Origin of the sequence: Dechloromonas hankyongensis (assembly GCF_022012295.1) — a bacterium.
In the GTDB taxonomy this organism is placed as follows: domain Bacteria; phylum Pseudomonadota; class Gammaproteobacteria; order Burkholderiales; family Rhodocyclaceae; genus Azonexus; species Azonexus hankyongensis.
Genome location: NZ_JAKLTN010000002.1, coordinates 1052544 through 1074687, shown reverse-complemented (window position 1 = coordinate 1074687; position 22144 = coordinate 1052544). Strand labels below are relative to the sequence as shown.

Annotated in this window: 21 protein-coding genes; 12 read left to right on the top strand and 9 right to left on the bottom strand. The window is 59.6% G+C overall.

Annotation, left to right across the window (positions count from 1 at the left end; all coding sequences use genetic code 11):
• The first annotated feature begins 595 nt into the window (after nucleotides 1-595).
• From LZ012_RS13745 to LZ012_RS13730, 4 genes are all read left to right on the top strand, one after another.
• Nucleotides 596-1711, top strand: coding sequence for a sensor domain-containing phosphodiesterase (locus LZ012_RS13745; protein WP_275711384.1), 1116 nt, complete (start codon nucleotides 596-598; stop codon nucleotides 1709-1711).
• An 81-nt stretch (nucleotides 1712-1792) separates the two neighbouring features.
• Nucleotides 1793-1996, top strand: a complete 204-nt coding sequence (locus LZ012_RS13740) for a hypothetical protein (RefSeq protein ID WP_275711383.1) — start codon at nucleotides 1793-1795, stop codon at nucleotides 1994-1996.
• Nucleotides 1997-2122: 126 nt separating this feature from the next.
• Nucleotides 2123-2437 carry a DUF805 domain-containing protein gene (locus LZ012_RS13735; RefSeq protein ID WP_275711382.1) on the top strand — a complete coding sequence of 105 codons (315 nt, stop codon included), beginning with the start codon at nucleotides 2123-2125 and terminating at the stop codon, nucleotides 2435-2437.
• 50 nt (nucleotides 2438-2487) lie between these two features.
• The gene (locus LZ012_RS13730) at nucleotides 2488-2781 is read left to right on the top strand and encodes a hypothetical protein (protein ID WP_275711381.1); all 294 of its coding nucleotides are present in this window, start codon (nucleotides 2488-2490) and stop codon (nucleotides 2779-2781) included.
• Between the two features lie 450 nt (nucleotides 2782-3231).
• On the opposite strand, the gene LZ012_RS13725 is transcribed toward LZ012_RS13730, so the two are convergent.
• From LZ012_RS13725 to LZ012_RS13705, 5 genes are read right to left on the bottom strand one after another with little or no spacing between them, the layout of a single operon-like run.
• The gene (locus LZ012_RS13725; RefSeq protein ID WP_275711380.1) at nucleotides 3232-3729 is read right to left on the bottom strand and encodes a 3'-5' exoribonuclease; all 498 of its coding nucleotides are present in this window, start codon (nucleotides 3727-3729) and stop codon (nucleotides 3232-3234) included.
• Nucleotides 3730-3735: 6 nt separating this feature from the next.
• A complete protein-coding gene (locus LZ012_RS13720; RefSeq protein ID WP_275711379.1) occupies nucleotides 3736-3954 on the bottom strand; it encodes a hypothetical protein in 219 nt (72 codons plus the stop codon).
• A 22-nt stretch (nucleotides 3955-3976) separates the two neighbouring features.
• On the bottom strand, nucleotides 3977-5350 hold the full coding sequence (locus LZ012_RS13715; RefSeq protein ID WP_275711378.1) for a TniQ family protein: 1374 nt from the start codon (nucleotides 5348-5350) through the stop codon (nucleotides 3977-3979).
• The gene (locus tag LZ012_RS13710) at nucleotides 5337-6491 is read right to left on the bottom strand and encodes an AAA family ATPase (RefSeq protein WP_275711377.1); all 1155 of its coding nucleotides are present in this window, start codon (nucleotides 6489-6491) and stop codon (nucleotides 5337-5339) included. Before LZ012_RS13710 ends, LZ012_RS13715 begins: the two co-directional genes overlap by 14 nt.
• A 1-nt stretch (nucleotide 6492) precedes the next feature.
• Nucleotides 6493-7281, bottom strand: coding sequence for a Mu transposase C-terminal domain-containing protein (locus LZ012_RS13705; protein WP_275711376.1), 789 nt, complete (start codon nucleotides 7279-7281; stop codon nucleotides 6493-6495).
• On the opposite strand from LZ012_RS13705, the gene LZ012_RS13700 reads away from it, so the two are divergent.
• From LZ012_RS13700 to LZ012_RS13675, 6 genes are all read left to right on the top strand, one after another.
• On the top strand, nucleotides 7237-8157 hold the full coding sequence (locus LZ012_RS13700; protein WP_275711375.1) for a hypothetical protein: 921 nt from the start codon (nucleotides 7237-7239) through the stop codon (nucleotides 8155-8157). The two genes, LZ012_RS13705 and LZ012_RS13700, sit on opposite strands and share 45 nt — an antisense overlap.
• Before the next feature lie 22 nt (nucleotides 8158-8179).
• Nucleotides 8180-8848, top strand: a complete 669-nt coding sequence (locus LZ012_RS13695) for a hypothetical protein (RefSeq protein WP_275711374.1) — start codon at nucleotides 8180-8182, stop codon at nucleotides 8846-8848.
• A 272-nt stretch (nucleotides 8849-9120) separates the two neighbouring features.
• Nucleotides 9121-10047: a ComEC/Rec2 family competence protein gene (locus tag LZ012_RS13690; RefSeq protein WP_275711373.1), complete on the top strand. Its 927-nt coding sequence runs from the start codon at nucleotides 9121-9123 to the stop codon at nucleotides 10045-10047.
• A 25-nt stretch (nucleotides 10048-10072) separates the two neighbouring features.
• A complete protein-coding gene (locus tag LZ012_RS13685; protein ID WP_275711371.1) occupies nucleotides 10073-10927 on the top strand; it encodes an alpha/beta fold hydrolase in 855 nt (284 codons plus the stop codon).
• Nucleotides 10924-11691, top strand: a complete 768-nt coding sequence (locus tag LZ012_RS13680; RefSeq protein ID WP_275711370.1) for an alpha/beta fold hydrolase — start codon at nucleotides 10924-10926, stop codon at nucleotides 11689-11691. The genes LZ012_RS13685 and LZ012_RS13680 overlap by 4 nt, the downstream gene beginning before the upstream one ends.
• Before the next feature lie 102 nt (nucleotides 11692-11793).
• Nucleotides 11794-15165, top strand: coding sequence for a PAS domain S-box protein (locus LZ012_RS13675; RefSeq protein ID WP_275711369.1), 3372 nt, complete (start codon nucleotides 11794-11796; stop codon nucleotides 15163-15165).
• On the opposite strand, the gene LZ012_RS13670 is transcribed toward LZ012_RS13675, so the two are convergent.
• Both LZ012_RS13670 and LZ012_RS13665 read right to left on the bottom strand, forming a co-directional pair.
• The gene (locus LZ012_RS13670; RefSeq protein ID WP_275711368.1) at nucleotides 15110-15874 is read right to left on the bottom strand and encodes a M90 family metallopeptidase; all 765 of its coding nucleotides are present in this window, start codon (nucleotides 15872-15874) and stop codon (nucleotides 15110-15112) included. The two genes, LZ012_RS13675 and LZ012_RS13670, sit on opposite strands and share 56 nt — an antisense overlap.
• Entirely contained in the window at nucleotides 15871-16755 is an 885-nt protein-coding gene (locus tag LZ012_RS13665) for a DMT family transporter (protein WP_275711367.1), read from the bottom strand. The genes LZ012_RS13670 and LZ012_RS13665 overlap by 4 nt, the downstream gene beginning before the upstream one ends.
• 150 nt (nucleotides 16756-16905) lie before the next feature.
• On the opposite strand from LZ012_RS13665, the gene LZ012_RS13660 reads away from it, so the two are divergent.
• Together LZ012_RS13660 and LZ012_RS13655 are read left to right on the top strand one after the other, a co-directional pair.
• The gene (locus LZ012_RS13660) at nucleotides 16906-19128 is read left to right on the top strand and encodes a RelA/SpoT family protein (RefSeq protein WP_275711366.1); all 2223 of its coding nucleotides are present in this window, start codon (nucleotides 16906-16908) and stop codon (nucleotides 19126-19128) included.
• Between the two features lie 16 nt (nucleotides 19129-19144).
• Entirely contained in the window at nucleotides 19145-19324 is a 180-nt protein-coding gene (locus LZ012_RS13655; RefSeq protein WP_275711365.1) for a LiaI-LiaF-like domain-containing protein, read from the top strand.
• 145 nt (nucleotides 19325-19469) lie between these two features.
• Here LZ012_RS13655 and LZ012_RS13650 read toward each other — a convergent pair whose 3' ends face one another.
• Together LZ012_RS13650 and ppk1 are read right to left on the bottom strand one after the other, a co-directional pair.
• Entirely contained in the window at nucleotides 19470-19982 is a 513-nt protein-coding gene (locus LZ012_RS13650) for a DUF2242 domain-containing protein (protein WP_275711364.1), read from the bottom strand.
• Between the two features lie 71 nt (nucleotides 19983-20053).
• Nucleotides 20054-22135, bottom strand: coding sequence for a polyphosphate kinase 1 (gene ppk1 / locus LZ012_RS13645; RefSeq protein ID WP_275711363.1), 2082 nt, complete (start codon nucleotides 22133-22135; stop codon nucleotides 20054-20056).
• Between the last annotated feature and the right edge of the window lie 9 nt (nucleotides 22136-22144).

Below are 22144 nucleotides of genomic sequence, written 5' to 3'. Positions count from 1 at the left end.
CTGCCGTTCAACCGCTGACGGTGGTTAATGGCCGCTATCGTCAGCAGCGTAAGGCGGCACCGGACACGAAGGCCGGACCTCGTATTCCTAACCAGCCCGAAACGTGCCGTTCCCGGTTTGACAGAACACTGAGACGCCGATCAACAACAAGGAGTGTGGCAGGTAGTCTGCTCATTCTCGGAAGCCTTGAAACAAGGGGAAACTGGCCGGGCATAAACCGCCGCTGAGCGGAAAAATATCTGGGCCATTCGAATCTATCTGCAGAAAGCTCATCGCATCCGGGGGCCGGCTATGTTTAATCTCGCCATCTGTCCCTATGGATGGCAGGTATCGGGCTGGATGTGAATACGTGCTCTCGGCCAGTTATAGCTATTCAGGCGGAGATTCGAAAGGGAATTCGGTAGCTGCAGTCACTCAGCTATCCGGCAGTACAAATCAATCGGCATTGGGATATTTGCCCTTCATAGAGCGCTGCGTTTTCGCTTTCGTAGCGCTATGATGGACGCATCGCGCCATGGACTAAGGATTGATATGACCGCCAACTATCGTTCTTCCCATGAAATCGTAATGGAAACGCTGCACTCGGTACGCACCCATGCTCGGCATGGAGGTGGCTTTTATCTCCGAGTTCAAAGACGGACGGCGCGTCTTTCGTTACGTGGATTCTCAAGAGGGTGCCGTACCTCTGTGCGTTGGCGCCTCGGATCCCCTGGAAGAAAGCTATTGCCAGCGTGTGACTGACGGCCGTCTGCCTGAGCTAATCTGCGACGCAACGCAAAACCCGGAGGCACTGACATTGCCGGTAACGACAGCATTGCCGGTGGGCGCCCACCTGAGCGTCCCAATCCGATTCGCGGACGGGCAGATCTACGGCACGTTTTGCTGCTTCAGCACTTATCCCGATAGCACCTTTAATGAACGCGATATCCGGGCGATGCGGCTTTTTGCCGAGGTGGCCGGCAAGCTTTTGGAGCGCCAGGTGTCCGAGGACGAGGTCCGCAACGAACTCGTCACTCGCCTTCGAGCTGTGCTTGACGGAGAGCGTTTCACTATGGTCTACCAGCCGATTATCCATGTCGCCCAGAACAAGATCGTCGGTTACGAGGCGCTGACGCGGTTTTCGGCCGAACCGGTGCGCACGCCCGACCAATGGTTCAATGAAGCAGCAGTGGTCGGCCTTCAGGAAGAACTGGAATTGGCTGTGATTAAGAAGGCATTGCAGGGACTGGCCCGCCTTCCCCCAGACGCCTACCTTTCACTCAACGTCTCGCCTGAAACCCTGTTGAAGGGTTCCGTGGCCTCCGTTCTGGAAGGATATCCGTTCGAGCGCTTGATTTTGGAAGTTACCGAACATGCCTCCGTCAGCGATTATTCCCCGATCGCCGCCATACTTGAGCCCATGCGGCGACGGGGCTTACGATTGGCGGTAGACGATGCTGGCGCCGGGTTTGCCAGTTTTCGTCACATTCTCAAATTGCAACCGGACGTGATCAAACTTGATGTGAGCCTGATCCGGAAAATCGATACCGACACGGGGTGCCGCGCTTTGGCTGCTGCCCTCATTCGGTTTGCCGAGGAGACGGGCAGCAAAATTGTTGCCGAAGGGGTCGAAACTGACGCCGAACTCCAAGCCTTGCGAGAGTTAAAGGTCAATAAGGCGCAGGGATATCTACTGGGACGTCCGTTGCCAATCGAAGCACTGTGCGTTTAGCAGGCATCGCATGCCAACGCGTTGTTTTTCGGAAGACGGCATTCTGATGGCAGGTATCAAGCGGAGCAATGCCATGTTGTCATGGTTGCTGACAATCATTCCCTTCTCAAGTCATCGAACGACCTATTCTTTCGGAGACTGCTCTATGACTTTGGTCTAATTGCCTGGTGCGTGGGCCGCAGCAGACAATTCAATTTTTCCGAGTTGGAATGGGATGATGAATTGTCTGAGAAAGATTTTGCTATTGATCCTGGCCGTAATGAGTCTGACGTGCTGGTCGGCTGAAGATACGATGCGAATGGGCGGATTCGACGAAAGTGCCCCAGGCTGGTTGATGGGCGCCATCGATACGGCAGGGAACGGCGTAATCACCTATCTCAACCAATTTTAGTAATGGCAGGACACCAAGCCATGACATTTTTTGAATCCATTGCGGCGTGTTTTGCCAAATACGCGGACTTTTCCGGCCGTGCTTCACGTTCCGAATTCTGGTGGTGGAGCTTGTTCGTCATCCTCGCCACTATTGCGGCCGAGATTGTCAGCAGCAAGCTCTCCGGCCTGTTTTCACTCGCCACCTTGTTACCGAGCCTAGCGGTTGGGAGCCGGCGCCTGCACGACGTCAACAAAAGCGGCTGGCTGCAATTGCTCTATTTCATCCCCATCATTGGCTGGCTGCTGCTGGCCTATTGGTCTGCCAAGGAGGCGGAGGAACCGAACCGGTTCTGATACGTTCGCTATCAGACGGCTATTCTTATTTCGAAAGCACAGCAATTGTCATGAACATACTGGAAATCAAAGAGCTCCCTTTGTCTTCAAAAGCTAACATCTGTTGGGGGTTCTTCTGGCGGGGCATACTCGTAACCCTTGGCTCAACAATCGTTGGCGCATTAATCGGTGGCGTCATCGGTTTTATTTTTGCCATTATGGGCGTCCCAAAGTCAGTTGGCACCGCGGTTGCCGGAATGGCAGGCTTAGTATCTGGCGCCTTCTTTCTTTATCTCTATGTGCGTTGGCTCCTGTCTTCTCGCCTTGGAGGCTTCAAGCTTGTGTTGGTCTATGCCCACGAGTGAATTAAGTCTGCACGATTCGCCTTTAAGGCATACTTGTCACGACGTACAACGCTAAAGCGCGGTGAACGCTGGCCAGCAAGGCTATCCGTTACATTGTTTGCATGATGTTAAAGACCAAATTGTTGCCTCTTGCCATCAGAGTCAGGCAGATCGTAGGCCTTAGTAGACTATTGCCGGCGAGTCGCCAAATGCCTGTTTCAATATGCTTTGGGAAAAAGGGAATAGGTAATGCAGAAACCCGAGCCAGTCTGTATCGATTGCGATCATGCTTTCGAATTACGCGATGACCCGACAGTGGTCGCATGTAGCGCGCACCTGGAGTATCGGGCCGCAGATCATCCTGCAACCTGTTTGGAATATGTTTCGCGGCAGCCCTTGGCGGGAACCGGCATTGCTATTGTCTGGGATGAAAAATAACGACAGTCGCCTGTACGTGCTTAAGGCTGCAGTCTAATATCCTGACTCAGCGCGCAAATACGCACTGCGAATTGCTTGGGCATCTGCCAGAGCATGGTGTGGCTTCAGGTCACGATGGCGCAGGAAGAACGCCGCCATTTCGTCATTGAACAAACAGCGTTGCATGCCATTGGTGAAGTTGTCTGGCGTTTTTAGGAACCACCAATTGTCAGGGATGGATTTGCCAATCGAGGCGAAGGTCTTGGCGAGTACCTTCTGATCCCAATCTGAATCGGCGATGAACAGGAAATCTTCACCCCGGTAGCTGAGCCAATCAGTCAGCGACGAAATGAAGTCAGCAGTTGAAATCGGGCGCAGCGATAGTAAGGGCAGAACCGCTGCCTTCACAAAATCATTACAGGAGTCTTCCGGGTAGTCGGACAGTTCCGCATAAAATTGTTCGCCTGATTGGCTAATAAAGCCTGCTGAGATCAACGATGCGGAACTGCTCAGATCGGTGAATTCACAGTCGAAGAAAAGTAGCGTGACCATTGTTTACTACTCATCGTCAAACGGCAGAAATTGCTTTTTGTTGCGCTTGGCTGGGCCAGCCAATACACCATTAGCCTCAGTACCAAGGTGCGTTGTCAGTTGCAACACTTCTTTGAACTTCTCTTCAGTTCTTGCGAGATAGCTCTGCATTCGACGGATCCGTTCATTCGGGGCGACTACTGTCATAGCGATCTTTTTGGATTGGTATCCGCTTTTTCGTTTCATGTTGGTCTCCTCTCCGAAAATTTTACGAATTGCCATTGTTCTCCAAGAGCTTTGCCCATAGTTGCTGTTTGTAGGCATCTCGTATGGCCGGATTTACCAAGGACAATCCGAAGCGATTCAGAGCATTTTGCATGGTACGTTGGCTAGGATAGAGACCGCGCTCCAGCAATGAATTGACGGTTTCCTTCGTAATTCTGCACTGCTGTGCGCGTTTTTCGTTCCATTGGATTTTTGCATTTTCCTTGAAGTCAGCGCTTATTTTTCGGCACTGATCCGGCCAGAGGGATTGCAAATGGCGGCGTGCCAGTCCGTGCCTTTCGGCTAGCGCAGTGACCGAAAAAGCCCCACTGCCGGCTTCCGCTACTGAAGTCAACTCAACTTCGATTGCATGTCGCTCAGCTGCAGTCAATTGCGGGCTACTGGCTCGAGGAGTCAGTGCGTAGGGTAGTTTGCGAAGAACAGTTGTCTCGGAAACTGACGCGAACTTTTCCTCGAGAAATCTGACAGGGCCGATACCTAGTCCATAGGATATTTCTAACCAGCGAGCGAGGCATGGCCGCTTACCACCGGTAATCCAAATTTGAAAAGCTGCGTCCGGTAGTCCTATTCGCCTGCAAAACTCCCGGCGGCCGCCATCCGCAAAACAATCGACGGCCTCCATGAGCTGCCTTAGAAATCGGTCGCGAGTGGCCAGATTGCCGAGCTTGGAGAGTTCAGCGATGATTTCACCGATTGCCGTAGACACCCATAACTCAAAAGACGTTGCTGGTGGGGATTTGTTGAGTGGTTTCCCCATCCATGTGCCGCAATAGCAGCAATACCCGATCATTGGGATGCGCGGAATCAAATACTGGAGTTTGTTGCATGACGGGCATCGGTCGACCATGGTTTTCTCATGCCTAGGACAGACATGGTAGAGATCAAGTGACCATGCCAGAGGCTGATATAGTTGTTGACGGGATTCGCGCATCTCGGCATAGCAACTCGAACACCACCTTGGGGCACACATGCCGACCCCTGTGAAAGGCAACAGGGCGTTTAGAGGCTGTAGCGTTAGGTTTCTCGCTTCCGGTAACCCGCATAGGTTTTCAACGGACCTTGCAAATAATTCGCTATACCGATAGAGCCCATCGATCGCGATTGCATACTTAGTTGGACCGAAATACCGGTAATTGGCGAGCTCGGGAGCGAATTTGGTGAACTCCTCACGGATCAATCGGCGAGGACTGATCGAGTAGGCTTCTGCCAGCCGAATGATGTAGGACTTCAGCCCCTCGGACATTGGCGTGCCGATCCCAATTGGTTCCAGTGAGAACAACCGGCTTCTGGGAGGAATATCCGGCAAGTTATCGAATCCAGAGAATTCAGGTAAGAATGAGAGATCAACGCTTTCCATGATCGTCTCCTGTCTTGTCCCGAGTCGGTTTGCGTTCCCCGACCTTTGCTGGCCTCTTCGTTGCAGGCTGTTTGGAGGGGGCCGATATCTTTCCTGATCCTATGCGATACAAAAGGGCTCTGACAGCGTCGAAGCTCGTATCCTCCAGCGCAATTTCTCCGTCGATAGCTTCATCAATGATCGTAATCAGGCTTTTGTTCGAGAGGGCGAACTCCTCTGCGAACTCGCGGGTAATAGTCCGCTTGCCTCGAATAAGCGCATACTCCAGGCAGCGCGCAAGCCAATCCTTCAGGATACCGATGCTGCCCGCGGATTTGGCAAAGTAATACTGAGCCATTTTGTTGTCGATAATGGGGGGGGGCGGCAGTGGCAGTTGGCCCATCAATTCTTTGAGCGCCAGGGTGAAATTCTCGAGCTCCCCTTCGATTTGAGAGCGATAGCGCGGAAAATGCACGATTTCGCTGCGACGCACTAATTGCCCGCTTTGATCGCGAATGGCCAGCAATTTGTAGGTGCCGACGAGGACGATCACGACGTTGGACTCAATGGTCAGCGACTTCAGCGCTTCGAACTGGAATTCAAGGCGCTTGGGATCGTTGACCATCAGGATGTGGTGCCCCTCGTCGATGATCAGAACCTTGGTTTTACGGTTCTGCAGCGTTTTCTCCGTTGCACGGCGTAATGCTTCAGTGGTCGAACGCTCGATCGGCAGGGGCGCCGACATGCCTTCGAAGAGATCGTGCTGGCGTGGAATCAGCATTTTTCGATTGGTCAGGACGTCGCCATGCCTTTCCAACAGACGAACATAGAAATCCTTCCAGTTGAACGAACTTCCGTTGGGGGGAATGGCGTTGAATCCAGCTACCGGAACGGTGCCGGGCTCCTTCTCCATCTGGTCGCGATATTGATTCTGCAATGCCTTGTAGATCTTTCGGGCAAGCGTCGTCTTTCCAGCGCCTGTCGGCCCGGTAACAAGTACGATCTTGGGTCCGCAAGCACTGTTGATAGCCGACATGGCATGCTCATAACAGCACTGCAGGTTCGGATGATCGATGTAGAAGTTGCGGAAGTATTTGACGCGTGACTCGATAGTGGCGTCGAGCAATTCGATCGGGAAAGGGTGGATGTGCGTGTTGTTCATGTCAATCTCCCAAAATCTTGTTCTTGAAGCTAGCCCAGTAGGAATCTTCCAGGGCGTCGAGTTCGGACCGGGTCGGTTTGGCAGCCGGATGACTGGGTCTGGAGGCAGGATGGGTTTCGTTATCGCGCAGGCGTTGCTGAAGGACCTTTTCCGTGGCGTGCGTGCTACTCAAGTGCTTGGCGATTAGCGATGCGTTGATCGTCCGGCGCTTGCCGGTAAGCTTGTTCTGCGCCGTGATTTCCTGCGTGATCAGTTCGATTTCCTTCTCTGTACGGCCACGGAAATGGTCGGCATATTCGGATTGGCAGGTTTCCCAATGGTCCTTGAGCCAGGCGATCGCCATCGACTTGTCGTCGGGGTCGTAGCGGACCGGAACGTCGCTACCGGCGAGCTTTGGGTTCTTGAAGGCCGGGCACCAGTAGAAGATGTAGCCGATCTTCACGCCCCGGCTGGGATCAATCTTGGCCGTTCCTTTGGGTGTGGACGGCAGGCACATGATCAACAGGTCGTGGGTATTGGGGATCAAGGTATGCCGACGCAGCCCTGACTGTGCCAAACCGATCGCCATTGCTTGCTTCGGCGACATGCCGAGTGCAGAGTGTTCCATTTCACCGTAGACCTTATCGAGATAAGCCTCGAAGGCCTCCCGAAACTCCGGCAAGGTCCAGACCGACAATTCCCTAGGGTCATGTGATTTCGACATCGAGCGAGGTTTTTGCAGGGCGACGTTGTTGCCGCGCAGGCAATGCAGGAACTGCTGGTTAGCTATAAGGCCTCGACGCTTGCTCAATATCTACGAGATTTGGCCAGCGATGACGGAAACCAAGATTTCCCCATTGTGCTTCACTCCGCGGAAGAAAAAATCCGGGAGTACTTTCACCCGGAGAAGACAGCGCACGACCTGTTCGATCACATCATCAAAAAGACAGCGCGCAAAGACGCTGACGAGGAAAAGCGAAAGCTAGATGCGTTAACCGAGGGTTATGCCCGCTTGCTTGAACTGCGGCCATACAACGAAAAGCTATTCGAAATTTTTGGTCTGGACCAACGACGTGAGTACTTAATAAATCATCAGGAAATTCATGACTTGGCGGCAACGACTAAGATTCCGCACATCTTCGCGAGATTCCTGCTGAAACGACTAATCAACCGAAATGGCATTCTCATTGACGAGCTAACGGTACTTGCGCGATGTGGAATAAAGGCCGGCGATGCCGGCAAGGCACTAATTTTCGATGAACTTCGGCGATTAGGTGCGCACTACTCCGGGGTATTTTGTGGGTTCAGATCGATGTGGTGGAGGTTAACCGTGGAGACGGCGCTAGAAGAGTGGTTGGGCGGTGTCGTGAATAGCTTTACTGCGCAAGAACGGACAGCCATCCTCGCAAAAAAATTCGGCTACGCTTTTGAGCCCGCAAAGTCTGCGTGGAGCAATTCAACCAATGAACGGATCACCCATGTGTGCTCGATCTGCGAGCGCGCCACTCTCGTGGCGCATTCGGTAGCCGTTCATGAACAACTTAGTGGTCCTCTAGTAGAGCGCCGCCGGATTTGTTTCAACTGCATCCAAGAGGATAGGCATATTGATCGTACGGATATGAGAATCGACGCTTTAGATAAGCCGGTCGAAGATGCGGTACGGAAAGGGAAAATTAAAGGGGAATAGCGTGGTGCCAACGGCGAAGGAGATGGCAACGGCCGTAAGGTTTATATGCGACAAACTTATAAGTATGGGAGTTCTTGATCAGGCCTCTTATGATGCTGTGTATAAGCTTGACAGCGCATTGCGAAATCAAGGAGATAAGAAGTCATGGTCATTTTCCGTCGCACATGAACAAGGATTGGTGTTCAAGGGCTGCCCTGATCGACATCAAGATGTTTATAACCCAGTGGTTTCGGTTGATGGTGTCTCGGTGGACGACTCAATTGAAAAGCTACCGCCTATCCGGAGACTAGATATCTCGCTGGAGTTGCGGTACCAGCATTCTGCAAGAATACACAGGTGGCACTTCGATCAAGCTAACAAGCAACCTGATGGCAGCATTCAGCATGGGCCACTCTACCATCTGCAGTTTGGGGGCCATGCACACGATGATCGTGCGTTAGACATGCCGATTAAAGAGCCCCGCTGGGCGCATCCGCCCATGGATTTAATTTTGTTGATAGAAGCCGTAACGGCGAACTTCTATCCAGATGCCTGGGAAGAGGTTCGCAACGATTACCAATGGTGTGCGCATGTACAGTTAGCTCAGCGTCTCTGTCTAACAAGATATTGCGCGAAGTTGAACGACTACCTAAATGTGTCAAACGGAACACTACTAGATGGCTTATGGGGGGATCGGTGGGTGGCGAGTTGAATCACCTCGAGAATTGAGGAGACGAAAGGTACCCAGCCACCTGCAAGAGAATGTGCAACACATTGGGAAATCAGCCCCGGTTGCGATAGGAGTTGTCCAATAAGGCTTACAGGGTTTCCACATCTGCGGCAACGTAGTAGACCGACACACGGCATGAATTCGGCCTCATTGCCGGCAAGGGGCACGAATATGCTTGGTTCGTCCCTGCGAATGGGGAATAGCTTGTGGATCTTCACCCGAAATGCGGTACGCAATTGACCATCTGGCCCGGAATGCGTACTCGTTTAGTGACACCCGCACCGCCGTTGTGGGCGGCGCTGGCGGCCGGGGTGGGCGTCGCCGTCTGCCTGCTGCCGCGCGGCTATCCGGGGCGCTGGCTAGGCGGCCTGCTGCTGGTGCCGGCCTTGTTCTGGCCGGTGGAAAAGCCGCCGCCCGGCACGGCGTGGATTACCGTGCTCGATGTCGGGCAGGGCTTGGCGACCGTGATCAGGACGCGGGAGCACACCCTGGTCTATGATCCGGGGCCGCTGTACAGCGCCGAGTCGGACGCCGGGCAGCGGGTGGTGGTGCCCTATCTGCGGGCGCAGGGACTGGCGCGCATCGACCTGCTGGTGGTGACGCATCGCGACACCGACCATTCGGGCGGGACGGCATCGGTCCTGTCGGCGCTGATGGTGGACGCGGTCCGCTCGTCGGTCGCCGGCTCGGTCGGCGAACGCTGTGTCGCCGGCCAAAAGTGGATATGGGACGGCGTCGCTTTCGAGATGCTGCATCCGGGCGCTGAGGCCTATGCCGGCGAGGCCAAGCCCAACCATTTGTCCTGCGTGCTGCGCGTCGAGGCTGGCGGGAAAAGCATGCTCATGACCTCGGATATCGAGGCGCCCGACGAGGCCGCCTTGCTCGCTCGCTATCCGGAGGCCCTGGCCACCGACCTCATGCTGGTCCCGCACCATGGCTCGAAAACGTCGTCGACGCCGGCTTTCCTACGCGCGGTGGGGGCGGGCGAGGTCGTTGTCCCGGTTGGCTACCGCAACCGCTTCGGCCATCCCAAGCCGGAAGTCCTGGCTCGCTACGAGGCCATGGGCGCGCGCATCTGGCGGACCGACCGCGATGGTGCGGTACGCATATTGCTGGATGAGTCGCGGCCGGCTATTTCCGCCTGGCGGCAAGAACATCGCCGTTATTGGCATGGCCGGTGATACATTTCCGGGGAAGGAGATGACCATGCAATTCACTCAACAAACCGTGCAATGCATCGGGCCGTCGGGCCTGCACCGGATGGCTTATACCGAGTGGGGCGCCCGCGACAATCCGCGCGTCCTGATCTGCGTCCATGGCCTGACCCGCAACGGACGCGATTTCGATGCGCTGGCCACTGCGATGTCCGGGCATTACCGGGTGATCTGCCCCGACGTGGTCGGGCGCGGCCTGAGCGGCCGCCTGCGCGACCCGGCCGGCTATGCCATTCCGCAATACGTCGCCGACATGGTGACCCTGATCGCCCGCCTCAACGTGGATAGCGTGCATTGGGTCGGCACCTCGATGGGCGGGCTGATCGGCATGGCGCTAGCCGCCCAGGAGGGAACGCCGATCCGCAAGCTGGTGCTCAACGACGTCGGGCCGCTGATCACCGTCGACTCCTTGCAGCGCATCGCCACCTATGTCGGCACCGACCCGGACTGGGCGACCTTCGACGAAGCGCTGGACTTCGTCAAGTTCGTCAGCCTGCCTTTCGGTCCGCTGACCGAGGCGCAGTGGTACCACCTGACAGAAACCAGCGTCGTGCAGCGTCCGGATGGCCGCTGGGCCTTCCGTTACGATCCGCGCATCGCCGAGCCGTTCAAGGCCGCCTTCGGCGACAAGGATATCGAACTGTGGCCGATCTACGACCAGATCGCCTGTCCGACCATGGCCATCCGGGGGGCGGAGTCCGACCTGCTGACGCGTGACACCTGGCAGACCATGGGCAGCCGCGGGCCGCGCGCCAAACTGGCCGAAATTCCCGGCGTGGGCCACGCCCCAATGTTCCAGTCGGACGACCAGATCGGCGTCGTCCGCGATTTTCTGTTGAGCGCATGAAACACATTACCGTCCTGGACCTGAAACTCGAGTATCGCGATTACCCCGCCACCACTGATAACCGGCCACCCATCCTGCTGCTGCACGAGGGGCTGGGCAGCGTCGCCATGTGGCGGCATTTCCCGGAAAAGCTGGCCGCCGCCACCGGCTGCCGCGTCGTCGTCTGGTCGCGCGCCGGCTACGGCGGATCGGAACCCCACCCGGAAGCGCGCACGCCCCGCTACATGCACCGTGAAGGCGAGGAGATGCTGCCAGCCTTCCTGGCGGCACTCGGCATCGAACGGCCGGTGCTGGTCGGCCACAGCGACGGCGGCAGCATCGCGCTGATCTTTGCCGGCGCCTTTCCGGACGTGCCGCGCGGCGTCGCCGTGATGGCGCCGCACGAATTCGTCGAGGACGTGACGCTGGCCGGTATCCGCGAGGCCCGCACGGCCTGGGCGACGACCGATCTGCCGACGAAATTGGCGCGCTATCACCATGAGCGGACGCCCCTGGTTTTCGCCGATTGGAACGATACCTGGCTGTCGCCGGAATTTCGCGACTGGAACATCGAGGATTACCTGCCGCGCATCAAGTGCCCGGTGCTCGCTATTCAGGGAGAGGACGACGAATACGCGACGATGCACCAGATCGATGTCATCGCCGAACAGGTGCCGGGCAGCGAACTGCTCAAGCTGCCCACCTGCGGCCATTCACCGCATCGCGACCAGGAGGCGGCGGTATTGGCGGCGCTGTCCGCCTTCATTGGGAAAATCGGTGCCTGATTCGCGGGACAAAACAGGTGCAACCGGCCGAATAATTTCGAGATTTCCGCTATAGTGATACAAAATTCATAAAAAAAGCCATCAGGCGGGAGGAGACGAGCGATGAGGGTCTTCCACACCCAGTGGAAGTTGCTGTGTGCGTTTCTGGTCGTCCTGGCCGGAGTCATGGGCTACAACGTCCACGACTCGCATAGCGTCAAGGCCGCGGAAGAGCGCGTGCACCTGTCCAATCTCGCGGCGATCTCGGCCGACATCATCGAGCGGCGGCTACGCGGCGTCGATCAGTTGCTGCAGGCCATGATCCAGGGAGCGCCCGGCCGGTCGGCCGCGGGCGACGGCTGGCAGACGGCCAGCCAGCAGTTGAGCCAGCTGGCCAAGCTCGGCCACGGCACCGATATCCTGATGCTCACCGGGCCGGATGGCAGCGTCCTGTCTTCCAACCGTGCCGACCTGATCGGCCAGAATTTCGCCCACCGTCACTATTTCCGCGCCGCCGCCGAAGCGTCGAGCGGCGAAACGCGGATCGTCTCGCCGCCGTTCCAGACGGTGTTCGGCGACTACACTTTTACCATTTCGCGCAAGCTGCTCGACGGCGAAGGCCGCTTTGCCGGCGTCGCCATGGCCACCATGGACATGCCCTTCATCGGTCAGTTGCTGGAACGTACGCTGTACACCGAAGACATGTGGACGTCGCTCACGCACGGCAACGGCATCCAGATCATCATGGCGCCCTTGCGTCCGGGGCAGGCCGGCAAGAATCTGGCGGTACCCGGCTCCTTTTTTTCGCACCACATGGCCAGCGGCAACCGTGACAACGTCCTGACCGGCATCTCCGTCGCCACTGGCGAGGATCGCCTGATGGCCTTGCGCACCATCCAGCCGCCCGGACTGGACATGGATTTTCCGTTGGTCATTGCCGTCGGCCGCAATACCGATGCCATGTTCGCTGGCTGGCGCCAGCGGGCCATGATCTGGCTTTCCGTCTATCTCAGCATTGCCGCGCTGGCCTGTCTGGGCCTGTGGTGGTACCAGAAAGTCCAGCGCCGGGACTGGGACACCATTCTGCGCAAGCAGGCCCTGGTCGATACCGCGACCGACGGCATCCATGTGCTCGATGCCGAGGGCACGGTCGTCGACGCCAATCCGGCATTTCTCGACATGCTAGGCATGGCGCGGGCGGAAATCGGCAAGGTCCGGATCGATGCCATCGACGCCAATCACTCATGGGTCAATATCCAGGAGGAAATGGGCCGCCTCAATCAGCCGGGTGCCACACTGCGCCTGGAAACCCGCTATCGTCATAGCGCCGGCCACCTGATCGATGTCGAAGTCAGTTGCCACGGCCTCGAACTGGATGGACAGTCCTTCCTTGTCGCCTCGTCGCGCGATATCAGCGAACGCAAGCGGGCGCTGGAAACGCTGGCCCAGCGCGAGCTGGAACTCAAAACCATCATCGATACCGAGCCGGAGTGCGTCAAGCTGGTCGGCGAGGACGGTACCCTGTTGCAGATGAATCAGGCCGGCCTGATGATGATCGGGGCCGACTCGATGGCGCAGGTGGCCGGTCTTCCGGTGATCGATCTGGTTGCCCCGGAGCACCGGGAGGCCTTCATGGCCTTGAATCGCCGCGTCTTCGCCGGCGAATCGGGAACGCTGGAATTCGAAATCATCGGCCTCGGCGGTTTCCGCCGCTGGATGGAAACCCACGCCGTGCCGATGCGCGACACGCACGGGCGGATCACGGCGCACCTCGCGGTGACCCGCGACATCACCCAGCGCAAGGCGGCCGAGCAGGAGTTGGCCAAGCTGCACCAGGCCGTCGAGCAGAGTCCGGAAGGCATCTGCATCACCGATGTCGACGGCAATATCGAATACGTCAACCGGGCTTTCATGACGAGCAGCGGCTACGAGTGGAACGAGTTGATCGGCCGCAATCCGCGCCTGCTCAATGCCGGGCAGACGCCGCGCGGCGTCTATGACGAGATGTGGGCCACCCTGCGGGCGGGCAGGGTGTGGGTCGGCGAACTGACCAACCGGCGCAAGAATGGCGAGATTTTCATCGAGTCGGAAATCATTTCCCCGGTGCGCCAGCCCGACGGCCGGATTACCGACTACCTGGCCATCAAGCAGGACGTGACCGAGAAGAAGCAACTGCAGCGCGAGCTGGAAGCCTATCGCGAGCATCTCGAGGAACTGGTGGCCAGCAAAACGGCGGCGCTGCAGGAAGCCAACGCCTCACTGGCCGTTTCGAGGGATGCCGCCAACGAGGCGGCCCGCTCGAAGGCGGCCTTCCTGTCCAACATGAGCCACGAGATACGTACCCCGATGAACGGCATCATCGGCATGCTCCACCTGCTCCGGCGCAGCGGCCTGGACGGCCGGCAGCGCGAGTGCGTGGTCAAGATCGAGCATTCGGCCAATCATCTGCTCGCCCTGATCAACGACATCCTCGATTTGTCGAAAATCGATGCCGGCAAGCTGCGGATCGAACAGGCGCCGCTCAACGTGGCGCAGATCGTCGCCAACGTGTCGTCCATCGTTGGCGAAATGGCCCGCGGCAAGGGGCTCGCCATTTCGTCCGAACTGATTGCCGTGCCCGGGCGGCTGCAGGGCGATGCGACGCGCATTACCCAGGCCCTGCTCAATTACGCCTCGAATGCCGTCAAATTCACCGAGCGCGGCCATATCGATATCCGGGTACGCGTCGTCGAGAGCGATGCCGACGGCGTCGTGCTTCGTTTCGAGGTTGCCGACAGTGGCCCGGGCATCGCGCCGGAAGTTCTCGCCCGCCTGTTCCAGGCCTTCGAACAGGCCGACAGTTCGACGACCCGCCTGTACAAGGGCACCGGTCTCGGTCTCGCCATCACCCGGCAGCTGGCTCAGCTGATGGGGGGCGATGCCGGGGCCGACAGCCAGCTCGGGCAGGGCAGCGTCTTCTGGTTCACCGCACGCTTGGCGAACGGGGGGCCGGCGGCGGAGGACACGCCGGAAAACGCTGCGCAGTGCGATGCCGAAAGCCTGATCCGCAGTCTCCATGCCGGTGCCCGGGCGCTGCTCGTCGAAGACGAGCCGGTCAACCAGGAAATTTCCCAACTCCTGCTCGAAGAGGCCGGATTGCACGTCGACCTGGTCGGCAATGGCGAAGAAGCCGTCCGCCGGGTCGATGCCTTGCCTTACGACCTGATCCTGATGGACATGCAGATGCCGGTGATGGACGGCCTGGAAGCCACCCGGCGCATTCGCCAGTTGCCGCACGGGCAGCAGATACCGATCCTGGCCATGACGGCGAATGCCTTCGCCGACGATCGCGAGCGTTGCCTCGAGGCCGGCATGAACGATTTCGTGGCCAAGCCGGTCGATCCCGAGGTGTTGTTTCGCAAGGTTCTCGACAGCCTGGGGCGGAATCCGCCCGCTCGGGCTACGTGTTCGGCCGGCGCAGGCGGGCCAGCGGATCCTGACGATAGTAGCGTTTGAACAGCGCGTAGAGGTCCGGGTACTCGTCGGCCACCACGTCCGGCAGTTCGAAAAAGCTCTCCGACAGCACGGCAAAGAATTCGCCCGGCGACTCGCTGGCGTAGGGATCGATGATGGTTTCCTCGCCGCTGTCCGCGCGCCGGCAGAAATCGTCGTAGGCGGCCAAAAACACCATCTGCCACTCGCTCTCGGCGATGCCGCTGTGCAGCTTCGGCACGCCGTCGGTGTCGCCGTTCAGCATGTCCAGCTTGTGGGCGAATTCGTGGATCACCACGTTGTAGCCGTCGCCGGCCATTTTCACGTCGTGCCACGAAACGATCAGCGGACCGCCTTCCCAGGCTTCGCCGGCGAGCACGTCGTCGTATTCGTGCACCACGCCGTTCTCGTCCTCCTGGTTGCGGGGGACGACGAATTCATCGGGATAGACGATGATGCCGACCCAGTCGCGGTAGGCGCCCAGTCCGAGGTTGAGGATGGGCAGGCAGCCCTGGGCGGCGATGGAGACGCAGATTTCGTCGGTCAGCTGCAGGCCGCCGCCTGTGGTGAATTCCTTGCTGCCGAGGAAGGTTTCGGCCAGGTCGCGCAGCCGTTGCTGTTCCTCGTGGTCGAGGGCGTCGAGAAAGGGGATCGACGTGACAATGGCCGCCCACAGATCGTCCGGGATCCGGGGCGTCTTCCTGCCGCGCAATTTGTCGAGCAGACCGATCATTTCTTCATGGTCAGCCAAATGCCGGTGAAGATCAAGCCGATACCCAGGTAGTGGTACCAGAACGGAATTTCGCCGAGAAACAGGAAGGAGAGCAGGGTGCCGAAGACCGGCATCAGGTGGATGAACAGGCTGGCCTTGTTGGCGCCGACTTCGGCGACACCGCGGTTGTAGAAGATGTAGCCGACGAAACTCGGGAAAATGCCGACGTAGGCGAGGGCGGCCAGCGATCCCGCGTGGACGTTGATGAACTTGCCTTGCGCCATTTCCCAGGCATAGGCCGGGGCCAGCGTGGCCAGGCCAATGGCCACCGTCGTGCCGAGCATCAGCATGGGATGCACGCCGGCCGGCCGCCAGGCGAGGGCGACGGTATAGATGGCCCAGTCGAGCACCGCCACCAGCATCCAGACGTCGCCGACGTTCAGGTTGAGGCGGGCGAGCACGGCAGGATCGCCGTGCGACACGATGGTCAGCGCGCCGCTCAGTGAAATGAGGACGCCGATGGCCTCGGGCCGGCGCAGGTGCTTGCCGAGGAAGGCCCAGGAGATGGCGATGGTGGCGATGGGGACGAAGGAATTGAGCAGCGCTGCGTTGGTCGCCGTCGTGTTCTGCAGGGCCAGGTAGGCAAAGGTGTTGTAGCCGCCGACCCCGAGCACGCCGAGCACGAGCAGCGGTTTCCAGCCCCTCTTCAGCAACGGCCACTGTTCCCGGAGGTGGGGCAGGGCCAGCGGCACGATCAGCACGAAGGCGATCAGCCAGCGCCAGAAGGCGAAACTGAGCGGCGGAATGTCGCCGCGCGCCCCGCGGCCGATCACCATGTTGCCCGACCAGAACAGCACGGTCAGGGTGAGGAGCAGGTAGGGGTTTGCCGACAGTTTCTTCATGGTCGGCCGATTATGCCTGAAGCGCCCGTGGCGCCAAGCCGGGCTTGGCTGGTCAGCGAATGGCGCAACAGAATACTAGGGAAGACCCGAGGGGCGAATGTGCGCTTGTCGGCATGGAGCGCGATGCGATCGGTCTTATAATTACGCCCTATGGTTTCCGTCGTCCATTCCGTCGCTGCGCTGAGCGATTTCGAGCAGTTCCTCGCCACTCTGGGCGAGGGGCTTCCCCCGGCTGATGCCGAACGTTTGAAGGGTGCCGTCGAATACGCCTGGGAGACCTACGGCGAGCGTACTCTGGGCAGCGGCGAGCGCATCTGGTCGCATGCGCTGGGCATGGCGGTGATCATCGCCGGGCTCAAGCTCGATGTCGAATCGCGCATCGCCGCGGTGCTCTTTGCCATCCCGTCCCATGACGAGCATGGCATCGCCCGTATCGAGGAGCGCTTCGGCAAGCCGGCGGCGCATCTGGTGCATGGCATTTCGCGCCTGAACAAGCTGCGGCCGATTACCAAGGGCTTCGTGGCGACCAATATCGAAGCCGGCGAGGTCAATCCGACCGAAATGAAGGCGCAGGTGGAAGTGCTGCGCAAGATGCTGCTCGCCATGGTCGAGGACATCCGCGTCGTGTTGCTGCGCCTGGCCAGCCGGACGCAGACCCTGCGCTTCTATGCCGCCAATCCGGACGAATTGCGCGTCCAGGTGGCGCGCGAAACCCTGGAACTGTATTCGCCGCTGGCCAACCGCCTGGGCGTCTGGGAACTGAAGTGGGAACTGGAGGACTTGTCCTTCCGCTTCATCCATCCCGACGTCTATAAAAAAATCGCCAAGATGCTCGACGAGAAGCGCAGCGAGCGCGAGCAGTTCATCGTCGATGCGGTGACCCGGGTGCGTCAGGAACTGGAAGCGTCGGGCGTCATGGGGGCCGAGATCTACGGCCGGCCGAAACACATCTACAGCATCTGGAACAAGATGCGGAAGAAGGACGTCGAGTTCTCCGAGGTCTATGACGTGCGCGCCCTGCGCATCATCGTCGACGACCTGAAGGACTGCTATACCGCGCTCGGCATCGTGCACAACCTGTGGCTGCCGATTCCCAAGGAATTCGACGACTACATCTCGAATCCCAAGGGCAACTACTACCGCTCGCTGCATACCGCCGTGCGCTGCCCGGACGGGCGCAGCCTGGAAATCCAGATCCGCACCTGGGACATGCACAAGCACGCCGAACTCGGCGTCGCCGCCCACTGGCGCTACAAGGAAGGCACCAAGCGCAGCGCCGAGGACAACTACGACGAGAAGATCGCCTGGTTGCGCCAGCTGCTGACCTGGAAGGACGAAGTCGCCGACAGTTCGGACTGGGTCAAGCACTACAAGCAGGCGGCGCTCGACGAGACGATCTACGTCATCACGCCGCAGGGCAAGGTGGTCGACCTGCCGGCCGGCTCGACCCCGGTCGATTTCGCCTACCGCGTGCATACCGATCTCGGCCACCGCTGCCGCGGCGCTAAGGTCGGCGGCCAGTTGGTGCCGCTCAACACCGCGCTGGAAACCGGACAGGAAGTCGAGATCGTCACCGCCAAGCACGGCGGGCCGTCGCGCGACTGGCTGAACCCGTCGCTCGGCTACATCCATACCAAGAGTGCCCGGGTCAAGGTACGCGCCTGGTTCTCCAACCTGGCGCTGGAAGAAACGCTGGCCGAAGGCCGGGGGCTGATCGCCAAGGAATTGCAGCGCGCCGGGCAGACCGGGGCCAATATCGAGGAACTGGCGCACAAGCTGGGCTTCGCCAAGGCCGACGACCTGTACATTGCGGCGGCTCGTGGCGACCTGAACCAGCGGCAGTTCCAGGCAGTGGCCAAGGGCGGCGACCTGCTCGCCGAAACGCAGCTGCCCGATGCGGTGGTGGCCAAGCCCGCCAAGCCGGTCGAAGGCAACCAGGGCATCCTGATCGTCGGCGTGGACAAGCTGCTCACCCAGCTCGCGCGCTGCTGCAAGCCGGCGCCGCCGGATGAAATCCAGGGCTTCATCACGCGCGGGAAGGGCATTTCCATACACCGCATGGATTGTCCCAACTTTGCCAACTTGGCGGCGCTGCATCCGGAACGGGTCATTGAGACCGACTGGGGCATCCAGACCACCGGCGTCTTCGCCTGCGATATCGTGGTCGATGCGCACGACCGGCAGGGCCTGCTGCGCGACATTTCGGAAATCTTCACCCGCGAAAAGCTCAACGTGGTCGGCGTCAATACCCAATCCAAGCAGAGCAAGGCGCACATGAGCTTCACCGTCGAGATCACCAACCTGCAGCAGTTGCAGCGCACGCTGACGCTGATCCACGAAGTCGAAGGCGTGGTCGGCGTCCGCCGCGCCTGATCATCGGAGAGTCCGCATGAAAGGCCACTTCGCCGCCATCGCCCTGATCGTCATCGGCGCCATCGCGCTCGGCGTCAATCTCGACCTGTTGGAACTCGACCTGGTCGCTCTGATCCGCAAATGGTGGCCGCTGGCCTTGATCGCCCTTGGCGTCGGCCTCTTCCTTACGCCGGACGATCGTTCCCGTCAGTCCTGAGCGTCAGGCAAGCCAGTATCCGGGCGTAGGGCCCGGCCGGCTTGGCCAGAAATGTGTTCAGCCGGCCCTGCTTTCGCTCTGACCCAGCGGCACTCCGGCTATTGATAGGGAGCACGCGGTGCCGCGCCGCGCGCCGTTAGTGCCGCTATTCCGCCAGATTTTCGATCAGGACGAACAGCCGGCGGTAGAAGTCGGCATCGGCTATGGTTTCCTCGCCGACCTTGACCAGGGAGTTCTTGTCAGTCGGCCAGGGGACCGAGATCGAGCCCAGGCCGCTGACCGACAGGCCGGTGCTGCTGCCGCCGGCCTTCAATTCGTAGCGGGTTTGCAGTGCGTTGGCGTAGATGGTCGTGTCGCGGCCGGTGCCCATGCAGGTCAGCGTAATGCGCAGCTGTACTTGCTGCTCGGCCTGCGGCTGGAAGAACTTGGAGCCGCGGATATTGCTCGGCACCGAGGCATCGACTTCGTAGGCCTGGCTGAGCAGGGCGCGCTTGCCGTATTCGCACAGTACCAGTGGCGGCAGGTCGCTGTGGTACTGGAAGGGCGTCTCGGCCTCGAAGCTCTCCAGCCGGTACACCGGCGCCGGTGCGGTGGAGCAGCCGGCCACGGCGAGCAGGGTGGCGACGGCGGACAGGCGAAGGAGGCGGGAGCGGAACATCAGGCGGCGGGGGGTGTCAATGCGGGTGGCTATCTTAACGCGCCACTCCGCATTTGGCTGACCCGGAAAGCTCAGACACCGCCCAGCGTCACCATCAGTTCGCCCTGGGCATTGTGCGGCTTGCTACGCGGCGAGCGGCGGCGCTGATAGACGCCCTGGCTGTTCATTTCCCACCCCTGCTGGTTGTCGGCCAGATAGAACTTGAGGCCTTCGGTGATGACGCGGCGCTTCAGCTTGGGGTCGAGGATGGGGAAGGCCAGCTCGATGCGCTTGAAGAAATTGCGTTCCATCCAGTCGGCGCTGGACAGATAGACCGTTTCCTTGCCGCCGGCCAGGAAATAGAAAATGCGGTGGTGTTCGAGGAAGCGGCCGATGATGGAGCGCACCCGGATATTGTCGGACAGCCCCTTGACGCCCGGACGCAGGGCGCACACACCGCGCACGATGAGGTCGATTTCGACGCCGGCCTGCGAAGCCTGGTAAAGGGCATCGATCACTTCCGGTTCGAGCAGTGAATTCATCTTGGCGACGATGCGTCCCTTGCCGCCGGCCCTGGCGGTTTCCGCTTCGGCCTGGATGCCGGCGACGACGTTCTGCTGCAGTGTGAACGGGGCCTGCCACAGGTGCTTCAACGTGCGCGCCTTGCCCAGGCCGGTCAGCTGCTTGAAGACTTCCGACACGTCGTTGGTGATCTCGTCGTTGGCCGTCATCAGGCCGAAGTCGGTATAGAGGCGGGCAGTGCGCGGGTGGTAGTTGCCGGTGCCGAGGTGGGCGTAGCGCTTGAGGCCGCCTTCCTCGCGGCGGACGATGAGCAGCGCTTTGGCGTGCGTTTTGTAGCCGACCACGCCGTACACGACATGGGCGCCGACTTGTTCCAGCTTGGTCGCCCAGCCGATGTTGGCCTCCTCGTCGAAACGCGCCATTAACTCGACGACGACGGTGACTTCCTTGCCGTTCTGCGCGGCGCGGATCAGCGATTCCATCAGCACCGAGTCGGTGCCGGTGCGGTACACCGTCATCTTGATGGCCACCACCTGCGGATCGAGCGCCGCCTGGCTGAGCAATTCGATGACCGGTGCGAAGGACTGGTAGGGGTGGTGGAGCAGGATATCGTTCTGGCGGATGCTGGCGAAGATGTTGGCACCCTTGGCCACCCCCTTCGGAATGCCCGGCACGAAGGAGCGGAATTTCATGTCCGGACGGTCGACCCAGTCCGGCACCTGCATCAAACGAACGAGGTTCACCGGGCCGTTGACGCGGTAGAGGTCGGCCGGCTTGAGGTCGAACTGGGCGAGCAGGAAGTCTGTCATCGCCTCCGAGCAGTTGTTGGCCACTTCGAGGCGCACCGCGGCGCCGAAGTGGCGCTGCGGCAGTTCGCCCTGCAGCTTGGTGCGCAGGTTGGTGACTTCTTCCTCATCAACGAAGAGGTCCGAATTGCGCGTGGCGCGGAACTGGTAGCAGCCGAGCACGGTCATGCCGGTGAACAGTTCGCCGACAAACTCGTGCAGGATGGACGACAGGAAGACGAAGCCATACTCGCAGCCGGCCAGTTCTTCCGGCAGGCGGATGACGCGGGGCAGGACGCGCGGCGCCTGGACGATGGCGGCATTGGAACTGCGGCCGAAGGCGTCCTTGCCTTCGAGTTCGACGGCGAAATTGAGGCTCTTGTTGAGGACGCGCGGGAAGGGGTGCGACGGGTCGAGCCCGATCGGCGTGAGGACCGGCACCATTTCGCGGATGAAGTAATTGCGTATCCACTCGCGCTGTGCTTCGTTCCAGCTCGACCGGCGCAGGAAACGGATGCCTTGTTCGGCCAGCGCCGGCAGGATGACTTCGTTCAGGTGCTGGTATTGCTCGGCGACCATGGCATGCGCTTCGGCCGACACCAGGCGGAAAATTTCCTGCGCCGTGCGGCCGTCGGTGGTGACCACCGGCGATTTGGCGCGGATCTGCTCCTTCAGGCCGGAGACGCGGATTTCGAAAAACTCGTCGAGGTTGCTGGAGACGATGCACAGGAAGCGCAGCCGTTCGAGCAGCGGCATGCGCTCGTCTTCGGCCTGGGCGAGAACCCGGCGGTTGAAGGCGAGGAGCCCGAGTTCCCGGTTCAAATAGTTTTCGGTCAGGAAGCGGGGTTTCAGTTGGGGGTGGGGCATTGCACAAGC